Below are 12,055 nucleotides of genomic sequence, written 5' to 3' on the forward strand. Positions count from 1 at the left end.
GAAAGGCCGTGAGATCAGGCTGCAGTCTTGCTGCTCTTTTGCGCCTGGCAGTAAATTTCCTCGAGTGATGCGAGGATTTTCTTAACGGATTCGGAATTGCTGGAATAATAGATGGTCTGCGCATCCCGTCTTGTCTTGACCAGCCGCTGAGCACGCAATTTCGAAAGATGTTGCGAAAGAGCGGACTGGCTGAGACCAACCTGCGAGGCGAGAACACCGACCGGCACTTCCGTATCCACCAGCGTACACAAGATCATCAGGCGCTTTGGGTTCGCCATCGCTGAGAGCAAGTCTGCAGCGGCGATGCTATGTTCCGACAGAGATTGATTATCCATACGCTCAAGTCTCCTGATGACAGTCGAAGAGACCGTCATAGTGGCTATAATAGGTGGTCTAAAAGGTGTTTTTATAATTCGGTCGATACGTTGTATATACCTAAATCTTGCTTATATCGCGTCCCTTTCAAAGACTATTCTTCCCAAATTATTCGCCTAATAAATTATGGTCAAATTTTCGGCCTTTTGCCTATTTTGAAAATATAAATAATGAAAAAATGTATTACAAATAGTATTTATAAGAAATATACGATTAAAACTTGAGCGCGTAAATCCCAACGCTTGGTAGCGGTTTGCGGCGCTGCAATCTATTACCACCTTAAATTTAATAGCGAACCAAAGAATCTAGATTAACATTGCGCAATTTTTGCGAAATTTGCAATATGCTTTTTATACGCAATTATTTTAATGCATAACTTACGATATCAAAAAATATTCTTTGCCACGGTAGGAAGGTATAGCTTAAAGCGGGAAGTTTTTACGGCAAAGAAAAAGGGCCTCCGTGCCGGAAGCCCCTCATTTTTATTCAAAATGGGCGAATCACTATTTCTTGCGATGACGCGTCAGCCCCGCCACGACTTCATCCGCCGAAATCGTGCCGATAATAGCGCCATTATCGACCACGCCGATCGCACCTGCCTGTTTCGACAGCGCGTCGAGAATATCGATCAGCGGCGACGACGGAAGGGCGGTGGCGGCGACTGCCATCTGTCCATTGCGTTCGTCCACGCCCCTTTTCATCACATCGGCGGCGGTCAGCATGGAGATCGGGTTCATGTTCTGCACGAAATCCGCGACATACGGCGTGGCCGGCTGCTTGACGATCTGCTGCGGCGTTCCGCACTGGATGATGCGTCCGCCTTCCATCATGGCGATACGGTTACCGATACGGAAGGCCTCATCCAGATCGTGGCTGACGAAGAGGATAGTTTTCTTCAGCCGGCTCTGGAACTCCAGAAGTTCGTCCTGCAGGCGGCTTCTGATGAGAGGGTCGAGCGCCGAGAACGGCTCGTCCATCAACAGGATCGGCGCGCCGGTGGCAAAGGCTCTCGCCAGCCCCACACGCTGCTGCATGCCGCCGGAAAGCTCTCCCACCTTGCGGTCAGCCCAGGCGGAGAGATTGACCAGCTCCAGCTGCTCGGCCACCATGCGCTTGCGCTCGGCTTCCGGCACGCCGGAAAGCTCAAGCCCGAAGCCGACATTATCGGCCACATTGCGCCAGGGCAGAAGGCCGAATTGCTGGAAGACCATGGAGACCGTGTGCATACGCAGGTCGCGCAGCGCTTTCGCCGTCGAGCGATAGGGATCGACATAGCCGGACTTGGTCTTCACGCCGACATTGCCGCGCACCACGGGCGCAAGCCCGTTGACGGCCCTGAGCAGGGTCGACTTGCCCGAGCCGGAAAGCCCCATGAGCACGAGTATCTCGCCCTCGCTGACCGAGAGCGAGGCATTGGCGACGCCGAGAACCAGTCCGGTTTCGGCATTGATCTCGTCACGCGTGCTGCCCTTGTCGATCAGCGGCAGCGCCGCATCGGGCCGGTCGCCGAAAACGATATCGACATTTCCGAAGATGATGGCGTCACTCATAGATCATCCTCCGCGCCGGGAAGGCGGAAAAGCCGGTCGAGAACGATCGCCAGTACGACGATGCACAGTCCCGCTTCGAAGCCCATGGCGATATTGACGGTATTGAGCGCGCGCACCACCGGCACACCCAGACCATTGGCGCCCACCAGGGCGGAAATGACCACCATCGACAGCGACAGCATGATCGTCTGGGTAAGGCCGGCCATGATCTGCGGCGCGGCGAAGGGAAGCTCCACCTTGCGCAATACTTGCGAAGGCGTAGCGCCAAAAGCGACGGCCGCCTCCACCAGCGCCGGCGGCGTCGAAACGATGCCGAGGCGGGTGAGCCGCACCGGGGCCGGAATGGCGAAGATGACGGTGGCGATGAGCCCCGGAACCATGCCGAGACCGAACAGCACCAGCGCCGGGATCAGATAAACGAAGGTGGGGATGGTCTGCATCAGGTCCAGCACCGGGCGCATGCCGGCATAGATCCATTTGCGCCGCGCCGCCAATATGCCGAGCGGTATGCCGATGATCATGCACACGGCGCTGGCGGCGATGACGAGCGCCAGCGTTTCCGTCGTCGCCTTCCAGTAGCCCAGATTGATGATGAGCAGCAGGCCGAGCGCCGTGAAGACCGGCATGCCAACGGAGCGGCGCGTCCAGGCGGAAAGGGCCGTCAGGATCGCGACGATGACAAGCGGATGCGGCGCCTGCAGCACATAAAGCAGGGCGTTGATGACGCTTTGGAAAATGAAGGAAAGCCAATCGAAGAAAAAAGCGAGATTGCCGGTCAGCCAGTCAATGGCCTCCTTGGCATATCGGCCGACGGGCAGGCGGTTTTCAGGAGCGCTGAGCCATTCCACGGTAAGAAAAGACCTTTCGTGAACTAAAACAATTCCGGCAAAAATGCAGAGCGGTTTTGCGTCCGGAATTGCGCAGACAACAAAGAAATAGAGCATCGTCATCCCGTTTCACCGGGATTGCTCCAATGCAGAAATGACGGCCGGCAGCGGAACTGCCGGACGCGGTGCTGGCGCATGACCTTCAATGTCTGAAAATTCACAGGCAAGGTCATGCATGGGCATCGTTATTTCCCGCTGATCCGGCCTGCCGCGCAGGCCGGATGCAGTCATGCATCGTCTTGCGGCTTAGAGGCCGAGAGCCTTCTTGGCGGCAGGCAGGGCGTCAGCGCTGCCGTCCTTGGTCTTGACGTTGGCGAGCCAGGGCTCGATCGCCGTCGGATTGGCCTTCAGCCAGGCGGTTGCAGCCGCCTCGCCCTCAAGGCCGTCATTCAGGATCTTGCCCATGATCTCGTTTTCCATGGGCAGGGAAAATTGCAGGTTCTTGAGGAAGGCGCCGACATTCGGGCACTCCTCGACGTAACCCTTGCGGACATTGGTATGGATCGTCGCGCCGCCGAGATTGGGGCCGAAGACCTCGTCGCCGCCGGTCAGATAGGTCAGCTTGAAATTCGCATTCATGGGATGCGGTTCCCAGCCGAGGAAGACGATGGGCTCGCCGGATTTTTCAGCGCGGGCCACCTGGGAGAGCATGCCCTGTTCGGACGACTCGACCACCTCGAACGACTTCAGACCGAAACTGTCCTTGGCCACCATGTCGAGAATCAGGCGGTTGCCGTCGTTGCCCGGCTCGATACCATAAATCTTGCCGCCGAGATCGGCGCTGTGGGCGGCGATGTCCTTGAAATCCTTGATGCCGAGTTCGGCGCCCTTGGCGTTGGTCGCCAGCGTGTATTTCGCACCGGTCAGGTTTTCCCGCAGCGTTTCCACGGATTTGTCTTCGCGATAAGGCGCGATATCGCCTTCCATGGTCGGCATCCAGTTGCCGAGGAAGACGTCGATATCCTTGTTTTTCAGCGATGTGTAGGTAACGGGCACCGAGAGCAGCTTGACGTCGGTCTCATAGCCAAGGCTTTTCAGAAGCACGGTGGCGGTCGCCGTCGTGGCGGTGATGTCGGTCCAGCCCACATCGGAAAAGCGCACTGTGCCACAGCTTGCCGGTTCCGCAGCACCGGCCGCACTGAACGTCATGGAGGAGATTGCTGCGGCCAGGGCCAGACAGCGGCTTCTATTTGCAAACATATGGCTTGCTCCCTGTTTTTTCGTTCCCTTGCCATTATCAATATCTGCCGGACACAATCAACTCGCGCGCATTTGCGTGCTTTGGCGCACCGTTTGCGACAAAATGGTGAAAATGTCGGTATTCAGCGGTGCAATGTCGAAAAAGAGCAGACCGTAGAAATCTGTGTTTTTCCAACGGCCATACTTTTCAATCCGCGTCTTCGCCGTCAAAAGACGCTGGATGCAGCATCGGCTGGAATACCGGGACAGGTTTGTGAGGCACGGTGTGCCGATTGAAGAGGTTGGAGCATTCAAACGCACGTCGGAATGATGCAACGGTGCTCCGGGAGTGGATAATGGCAAAACTCTATTTCAATTATTCGACGATGAATGCCGGCAAATCGACCATGCTGCTGCAGGCATCCTACAATTATCAGGAGCGCGGCATGCGCACACTGATCTTCACGGCCGCCTTTGACGACCGGGCCGGCGTCGGCCGTGTCGCCTCGCGAATCGGCCTCTCCTCCGACGCCCTGACCTTCGATGAGAATACCAACCTATTCGCCGAGGTATCGGCCCTCACTGCCGAAGCGCCGGTCGCCTGCGTTTTCATCGATGAAGCCAATTTTCTCTCCGAACACCATGTCTGGCAGCTTGCCGACATTGTCGACAGGCTGAACATCCCGGTCATGACCTATGGCCTGCGCACGGATTTTCAGGGAAAGCTTTTCCCCGCCTCGAAAGAACTGCTGGCCATTGCCGACGAGCTTCGCGAAATCCGCACCATCTGCCATTGCGGCCGCAAGGCGACGATGGTTGCCCGCTTCGACAATGAAGGAAAGGTCGTGACGGAAGGCGCGCAGATCGATGTCGGCGGCAACGAGAAATATGTTTCCTTCTGCCGCCGCCACTGGGTGGAGACGTTCAAGGGCGAGTGAACATCTGCGTCCGGTTGCCGCATTTGATTTTCCGCAAAGATGGCTCCCCCGCTCCTGGGCTAAGACGACGGCGACACATTCGCGTGGATGTGCTTTCTCTCAGGAGCAAAACTATGCAGAACAGAACTGCCAAATTCGCCGGCCTCGCCATTCTCGCAGGTCTTTTCGCCTTTCCCGCCCTTGCTGCCGAAATCGAAGTGAAGATGCTCAACAAGGGCAGCGACGGTCAGGCGATGGTCTTCGAGCCCGCAACCGTCAAGGCCGCCGTCGGCGACGTCATTACCTTCGTCCCGGTCGACAAGGGCCATGATGCGGCAGCCGTGAAGGACATGATCCCCGAGGGTGTCGCAGACTTCAAGGGCAAGATGAACGAGACGGTGAAGTTGACGGTTGAGAAGGAAGGCGCCTACGTGGTCAAATGCACACCGCATCTGGGCATGGGCATGATCGCGCTCGTTGTCGTCGGCGATGCCGCGCCGGCCAATCTGGACGCCGTCAAGAACGGCAAACTGCCGAAAAAGGCGCGCGACCGGCTGAACGACGAGATCGCCAAGCTCGGCCTTTGAGGACATATCCCTTCGGTTCCGCGGCGGCTGTTGCTCCACAATCGGTGTGGAAAGCCATAATGGCTGGCGCGGACCGCAGGTTGAGAAAAGTTTCGCAATCATGTTGTATCCCGGTTGACCGGGACATATCTGGAAGACAGTAAATGACCGCGGTTTATACGAAGCGCCGAAGGGCGCGGGCGGGCCGCGTGTTTTTCTTCCGGCGTCCAGCCCCACGGGCAGAGGAGACTATGACGACATGATCGACCGGATCACCGCTTTGATTCAGGCAGCCTTCAGCGCCATCGGCAGGGCCGCCGGTCTTCTCGTCGCCTGGCTTCTGTGGCCCTTCATGGCCGCCCATGGCTGGTACAGCGGCCGCAACTGGCTAATCAAGGGCCCGATCGCCCTCATCGTCATTCTTCTTGCCGGCTTCTACGGATATTTCATCTGGCAAACCCAGGTCTGGACGAATTTCGACCCGGATTACGTCGCGCGCTACAAGCTTGAAGAGCGCACCGTGCCTGCCGGGCAGGAATTGCCCGCCGCCGCCCCGGCGGGTGGCGCAACGGGCGCCGCCGCAAACACATCCGCGCCGGTCTGCCAGCGTTCGGCCATCGTCGACGCAGCCGCCGATCTCACCGATTTCAACGTCAACCAGAACGCGTGGATTTCCTCCATGCTACTCTATCGTCTCGGCCTTTTCGGCATGGACTGGGACAGCACGCCGTTTCTGGACAACAAGGCGTCTTTCCAGCGTGGTGTAAACCAGGCCGTGCGCCGCACCTCGGTGGAACTTGTGGATACGCTCGGCCGCGTGCGCGGAACCTCCGGCATCAACAACAATCTCCAGGAAGCGCGCGGCAACATGCAGTTCAGCGAATATTCCTGGTATTTCGGCCTCGATCCCTTCGGCCCGAAGACGCCGACCCCCAGCTATTACCGCGCCGCCATCCGCAGCTTCCAGGCCTTCAACGGCGAACTCGCCGCCTGCAAGGCCGTCTTCGATACCCGCGCCGACAACCTCATCCAGTTCATCGACCGTATCGCCGGCGATATCGGCTCCACGTCGGCAATTCTGCGCGAACGCTCGGAAAATTATAATGGCGGCTGGTTCGATACGCGTGCCGACGACCGCTTCTGGTTCGCCTATGGCCAGCTCTACGGTTATTACGGCGTGCTTTCCGCCGCCGGATCGGACTTCGCGCAGGTCATCCGCGAGCGTAACCTGACCAACCTGTGGAACGACACGCTGTTGCAGACCCGTGCAGCCCTGCGCATCCAGCCGGCGATCATTTCCAATGGTGAGGAAAGCGGCTGGATCATGCCCTCGCATCTCGCCACAATGGGATTTTACGTCCTTCGGGTTCGCTCTAATCTCGTCGAGCTTCGCTCGGTTCTCGACCGGTGAGACGAGGCCTGCCCGCAACGACAGGGTCGATCAGTCTATCAGGCCAAGGCGTATGGTCTTGGCCACCAGCTGCGTGCGGTTGACGCAGTCGAGCTTGCGGATGGCGTTGTTCATATAGGCATTGACGGTATGTTCCGAGATGGACAGAAGATCGGCGATCTCCACGGAGGTCTTTCCCTGCGCCGTCCAGCGCACAACGTCTAGTTCCCGCTTCGTCAAAGGCGATGGGCCTTTTGAGTTGGTGCGGCAAAGCCGGTCATAAACCTCCAGCGCATGCAGCACGATCATGCCCAGCTCGTTGAGCGCGGCTTGCGGCAGGATATCGCGATCGCCCGCGAAATTCATCAAATGCCGGTTGCCGTACATGCCGTGCACCGGCACCATCAGACCGGACGTAATGCCCATGCTGCTCACCGAGTCCGCCGCATCCACCAGCGGTCCGCAGGCAATATCCGGATCCTGCAGCGACCAATATTGCGGCATCATCGATGACGCGCCGCGCTTGATGACGGGACAGTCCCCAAGTGCGCCGTCCCTGGTCATCGCATTCACGACCCAGATGGGCAGGCTGCTTTCGACAACCGTTGGCAAGGCATAGGCATTCTGTCCGCCGGGCAACCGCAAAAGCGTCACATAGGCGTAACCGAAGGCGCGCATCACTTCCCGCAGCGCCTCCAGCCATTGGGATTTGTCGGCCGCAGCCGACAGATCGTCGCAAAGTCTGGCCTGACGCTCCGTCTTCACCATTCACGCACCCTCGACACACCGGGACGCAGCGCCCGGAGCGAGAAACATGCGGCATGGCCAGAACGGGGTTACGACCTTCATATCGGCTGGACCATCCTGATCAAAGCACCGGCTTTTCGGATTTGTCCTTCGGCTTGGCCATCAGTTTTTCCAGGAAACCGAGCATGACCGCCGAGACGACAAAAGCCAGATGGATGATGGTGAACCACATCAGCTTGCTGTCCGAATATTGACTGGCGTTGAGGAAGATTTGCAGCAGGTGGATCGATGAGATCGCCACGATCGACGATGCGACCTTGATTTTCAGACTGCCGGAATCGAGCTTGCCCAGAAAGGAAACCTCGGCATCGGCATCGTCGAAGCGGCTGACGAAGTTCTCGTAACCGGAAATCATCACCATGACGATCAGGCTGGCGACCAGCGCCGCATCGATCAGACCCAGCATGGCGAGGATCATGTCCGCTTCGTCGTAGGTGAAAACGTTCTTCGCAACTTTCAGGAACTTGAGCGCGAAGGAAAACGCATAAACCGCCAGTGCCGCGACGAGCCCGAGATAAAAAACGACGAGCAGCCAGCGGCTGGAGAGGATGATCCGCTCGACGAGCAGTTCAAGAGACTTCATTTCCGTATCCGATTAATAATCTGTTTATTGTTGGGGCATGGTTTGTTTCGCCATGTAAACTGGCTGCGAATATCCTAGCAAGCGGCAATGTCGGGACTTTGACCGTACCGTGGCGTTTTCACACCCCATTCACCAATGAGGTTCGAGAGCGGATAAGCGTCATATTTTTGCAACATACTGTTATGCTTTAAAACATGATGCAAAAAGTCATATATAATATGTTGACAGTTATCATCATGTTTTTTAGTCCTCGATTATCGGCTCGCCCGTAACAATCAAAACAGTTTCAGCCGCGGCGGCAAACGCGGCGTGCCTTCGCACGCCGTGGCCCATTCGCGCGCCTACCTGGGGGTACTTAATGTCCATTTCGCGCACGCACTCCGCGCTGCTTCTGTGCACTGCCATCTCTCTTCTGCCGCTTGCCGGCCCCGCGCGGGCCCAGGATGCCGCGACGCAGGCGGACGGCGCCACCACGCTTGAAAGGATCGTCGTCAAGGGCAAGCGCGTCAAAAGCGCCAATGCCGCCGCCGACACGCCGCTGGCGAGCCAGACCACGGCGGAAGACATCCGCAAGAAGGACATCGGCAGCATCAAGGACCTCGGCAACAGCACGGAGCCGGGCGTCGATTACGTCGATGCCAAGCCCGGCCGGCCCGGCGGCCTGTTCATTCGCGGCCTCGGCGGCGCACGCGTCGTCACCTTGATCGACAATATTCCCGTTCCTTACTTCAACAATTTCGCCCGTCAGGGTCAGGCAACCACCACCCTCAGCGATACGAGTTCGAGCTTCGATTTTTCCTCGCTCTCGACGGTCGATGTGGTGCGTGGCGCAGATTCCAGCCGTATCGGCTCCGGCGCCCTCGGCGGCGCGCTGGTGCTGCGCACGCTCGATCCGGAAGACCTGATCGGCGAAGGCAGGGACTGGGGCGGTGTGGCCAAGACCACCTATGACAGCGAAGACAGAAGCGTGGGCGGATCGCTCGCTGTCGCCAAGAAGATCGAGAATACGTCAGTTCTGTTCCAGGGCTCCTACAAGCGCGGCAACGAGACGGACAACAAGGGTACGGCCGATATCTACGGCACGCGCCGCACCAAGCCCAATCCCGCCGACACCTATGAAAGCAACCTGATGTTCAAGATCCGTCAGGACCTTGAAGGCGGTCACAGCATCGGGCTGACGGCCGAGCGTTATTCTCTGAGAAACCGCAGCGACATGAAGACCCTGCAGGGCGTCAGCGTTTCGGGCTCGACCTACCGGATCGGCGACTACCGGGGCTACGAGGATACCGAGCGCGATCGCGTATCGCTCGATTACGAATACGAAGCGCCCTCGACCGACGGCTTCATCGACGCCGCCAATCTTTCGCTCTACTGGACGCGTCTTTCCAAGGAATCCGGTGCCGGTGACCGCCTGACCAACAATTCGCTTTATATTCGCGAAGACAGCATGCGCAACAGCGCATTCGGCATCGTCGGTGGCCTTGAATCCGGCTTCGAGCTTGGCGGCGTGCAGCACACGGTCCGTTTCGGCGGCAACGCCATGACGACCGATTTCAGCCAGGAGCTTTTCGCCAACACGGCCGGATCGACCTCGTCCTCGCAATCGGACATGCCTGACGTGAGCGGCAAGAGCCTCGGTCTTTATCTCGATGACGAAATCGCCTTCGGCAACGGCTTCCGCCTGACCCCCGGCCTGCGCTTCGATTCCTACGATTACGATCCCGATGGCTCCGTTTCCAGCAATAGCGGCTACAGAACCTTCGGGCTGCCGACCGGCAACAGCGGCTCGCGCTTCTCGCCGAAGCTTCTTGCCACCTATGACGTCACGCCGGAACTGCAGCTTTTCGCACAATGGTCGATGGCCTATCGTGCCCCCACGATCAACGAACTGTATCTGAACTTCTCCAACGTCAGCTCCGGTTACGCTGTTGTCGGCAACTCCGCCCTCAATCCCGAGACCAGCAACGGTTTCGAGATCGGTGCGAACTACGCCTCCGGCGACCTCACGGGAAGCCTGACGCTGTTCCACAACAAGTACAAGAACTTCATCGAGCAATATACAACCTCGACAACGCTCTTCCCCGGCTTCGGCGGCAGGGGCAACGGATCGCTCTTCACCTATCGCAACCGTAACAACGTCGAAATCTCCGGTGTCGAAGCCAAGGTCCGCAAGGACCTCGCAAACGGCTTCTTCGCCCATGCTTCGCTCGCTTACGCCTATGGCAAGGACACCGACACCAACGAATTCATTCGCACCGTCGCGCCCTTCAAGTCCGTTGTCGGCATCGGCTACGAGCAGGACGTCTGGGGCACGGAATTTACCGGTGTCTTCTCCTCCGGCATGCGTGACGACAGGGTGGCCAACACCTTCGACGCCCCCGGCTACGGCGTCTTCAACCTGACCGGCTGGTGGGAACCGGAACAGACCAAGGGCCTGCGCATCCAGGCCGGCATCTACAATCTGTTCGACAGGAAATACTGGAATGCCGTCGGCGTTCGCGACGTGAACCCGAATTCCGTCAGCACCGTCAACCAGCCGGTGGACTTCTATACGGAAGCCGGACGCACCTTCAAAATTTCTCTGACCCAGAAATTCTAAACCCGGGCAGAAACATCATCTCCAGTCGGGGCGGCTTTCGGGTCGCCCCTTTTTTGTCAGCGGCAATAGAGGTAGCCGCCCCTGCGCTCCAGCACGTCGAGATGCAGGTGGTCCTGATGGGTGGCGTCGCTGCCGGGCGAAAGAACCGTGCGGAAGAACAGGCAGGCGGCGGCGGTAATCGTGCGCTGGAAAGCGCCTTCCGGCGTTCCGTCCTCACCGCGCGGCTTCATTACCAGCGGCTCGCCCTTATCGAAGGCGATCGTGGAAATATCGACGGCATTGCCCTTGGCATGTTCGGAAATCTTGCCGTTTTCCGCGCTGTTGCGGTTGCGGCAGATATAGGTCGAGGCATTGGCGATGGCCGTCACCTTTCTCTCAGGCAAAGCCAAAGCCGCAGCCGGCAGCATCATCTCCTTTGTCCAGCGGGAAAGCGCGAGCGCGGTTTCGCAGCGCATGGTGCCCGAAGGTTCCAGCTTGATGCCGGGCAGAACCACGGAAAGCTCGACAGGCGCTTCGATGCCGCACCCCTGCTCCGCATCGCGGATCGGTTCGAGCTGTTTGAATTCCGCGCCGATATCCTTCAACGCGCCAAGGCATGCCTGAAGCGCGGCCGGGTCTTCCGGCCTCACCGGCTCCGGCGGCTTCTCTTCCGGTTTTGCAGCGTCAACATCCTGCTTCCGTTGTTCACCCTCCCCTTTGCCCTCCCCCGCCTTGCCTTCGACGCCTTTCCTGCTGTCATCGGACCCCTTGTCTGCCGGCGTCTTGCCGTCATCCGGTTTCCGCTCTTCCGGGGCCTGCGGTTTCGGGCCTGGTTTCGGCGCTTCCACCGGGCTTCGCGGCGGCTCGTCGGATGGCCTTTCCGAGGGGGTGGCGGATTGCCCCTCACCCGGTTTCGGTTGCGGCACCGGCACCTGCGCCGGCGGTTCAGAGGCGGAAATCAATGCGAGGGTGGTTACCAGAAGACACAGGCGATGAAGCATTTTTCGGGGCACTCCTGACCGTTTCGGCAGGAGTGCAACGCCGCCGCAGCCCGTAAGGTTCATTCCCTCACCGAAATCCGCTTGCCAAGGCGGATCGTGCGCGCTAACAATTTTCCCATGAACATCGTGTCTAAGAACATTGCTAACTGGTGGTGGGTCAGCTTTTCGCGGCCTTGACCAGTCATGTCTTCAGACAAAGTCCAAGCCGCCCGAATTTTCAGG

12 protein-coding genes are annotated in these 12,055 nt (G+C 58.5%); 4 read left to right on the forward strand and 8 right to left on the reverse strand.

Annotated elements, in window-relative coordinates:
* Positions 1-14 precede the first annotated feature (14 nt).
* The 5 genes from F3H58_RS02570 to F3H58_RS02590 all read right to left on the reverse strand — a co-directional run bounded on the left by F3H58_RS02570 (position 15) and on the right by F3H58_RS02590 (position 4,327).
* The gene (locus tag F3H58_RS02570; RefSeq protein ID WP_003524068.1) at positions 15-335 is read right to left on the reverse strand and encodes an ArsR/SmtB family transcription factor; all 321 of its coding nucleotides are present in this window, start codon (positions 333-335) and stop codon (positions 15-17) included.
* A gap of 543 nt (positions 336-878) precedes the next feature.
* The gene (choV, locus tag F3H58_RS02575) at positions 879-1,925 is read right to left on the reverse strand and encodes a choline ABC transporter ATP-binding protein (protein WP_149741096.1); all 1,047 of its coding nucleotides are present in this window, start codon (positions 1,923-1,925) and stop codon (positions 879-881) included.
* Positions 1,922-2,773, reverse strand: a complete 852-nt coding sequence (gene choW, locus F3H58_RS02580) for a choline ABC transporter permease subunit (RefSeq protein ID WP_035240066.1) — start codon at positions 2,771-2,773, stop codon at positions 1,922-1,924. The genes choV and choW overlap by 4 nt, the downstream gene beginning before the upstream one ends.
* A 285-nt stretch (positions 2,774-3,058) precedes the next feature.
* A complete protein-coding gene (locus tag F3H58_RS02585; protein WP_371259706.1) occupies positions 3,059-3,961 on the reverse strand; it encodes a choline ABC transporter substrate-binding protein in 903 nt (300 codons plus the stop codon).
* 108 nt (positions 3,962-4,069) lie between these two features.
* Complete coding sequence (locus F3H58_RS02590) at positions 4,070-4,327, reverse strand: hypothetical protein (protein WP_149741097.1); 258 nt, start codon at positions 4,325-4,327, stop codon at positions 4,070-4,072.
* A gap of 20 nt (positions 4,328-4,347) precedes the next feature.
* Between F3H58_RS02590 and F3H58_RS02595 the strand changes: the two genes are divergently transcribed.
* The 3 genes from F3H58_RS02595 (at position 4,348) to F3H58_RS02605 (ending at position 6,885) form a co-directional block, all read left to right on the forward strand.
* A complete protein-coding gene (locus tag F3H58_RS02595; RefSeq protein WP_149741098.1) occupies positions 4,348-4,929 on the forward strand; it encodes a thymidine kinase in 582 nt (193 codons plus the stop codon).
* A gap of 113 nt (positions 4,930-5,042) precedes the next feature.
* Positions 5,043-5,495, forward strand: coding sequence for a pseudoazurin (locus F3H58_RS02600; RefSeq protein WP_003524080.1), 453 nt, complete (start codon positions 5,043-5,045; stop codon positions 5,493-5,495).
* 238 nt (positions 5,496-5,733) lie between these two features.
* Positions 5,734-6,885: a DUF2333 family protein gene (locus tag F3H58_RS02605; protein ID WP_078051758.1), complete on the forward strand. Its 1,152-nt coding sequence runs from the start codon at positions 5,734-5,736 to the stop codon at positions 6,883-6,885.
* A 30-nt stretch (positions 6,886-6,915) separates the two neighbouring features.
* Here the strand turns inward: F3H58_RS02605 and F3H58_RS02610 are convergent, their stop codons facing one another.
* Both F3H58_RS02610 and F3H58_RS02615 read right to left on the reverse strand, forming a co-directional pair.
* Positions 6,916-7,632 carry a helix-turn-helix transcriptional regulator gene (locus tag F3H58_RS02610; RefSeq protein ID WP_149741099.1) on the reverse strand — a complete coding sequence of 239 codons (717 nt, stop codon included), beginning with the start codon at positions 7,630-7,632 and terminating at the stop codon, positions 6,916-6,918.
* A 100-nt stretch (positions 7,633-7,732) separates the two neighbouring features.
* A complete protein-coding gene (locus tag F3H58_RS02615; RefSeq protein WP_003524933.1) occupies positions 7,733-8,254 on the reverse strand; it encodes a TIGR00645 family protein in 522 nt (173 codons plus the stop codon).
* Positions 8,255-8,612: 358 nt separating this feature from the next.
* On the opposite strand from F3H58_RS02615, the gene F3H58_RS02620 reads away from it, so the two are divergent.
* Entirely contained in the window at positions 8,613-10,853 is a 2,241-nt protein-coding gene (locus F3H58_RS02620; RefSeq protein WP_149741100.1) for a TonB-dependent hemoglobin/transferrin/lactoferrin family receptor, read from the forward strand.
* A 56-nt stretch (positions 10,854-10,909) separates the two neighbouring features.
* Here the strand turns inward: F3H58_RS02620 and F3H58_RS02625 are convergent, their stop codons facing one another.
* Complete coding sequence (locus tag F3H58_RS02625; protein WP_149741101.1) at positions 10,910-11,833, reverse strand: extensin-like domain-containing protein; 924 nt, start codon at positions 11,831-11,833, stop codon at positions 10,910-10,912.
* Between the last annotated feature and the right edge of the window lie 222 nt (positions 11,834-12,055).

The sequence above is a fragment of the Rhizobium sp. NFACC06-2 genome (assembly GCF_900101425.1).
GTDB lineage: Bacteria > Pseudomonadota > Alphaproteobacteria > Rhizobiales > Rhizobiaceae > Agrobacterium > Agrobacterium leguminum.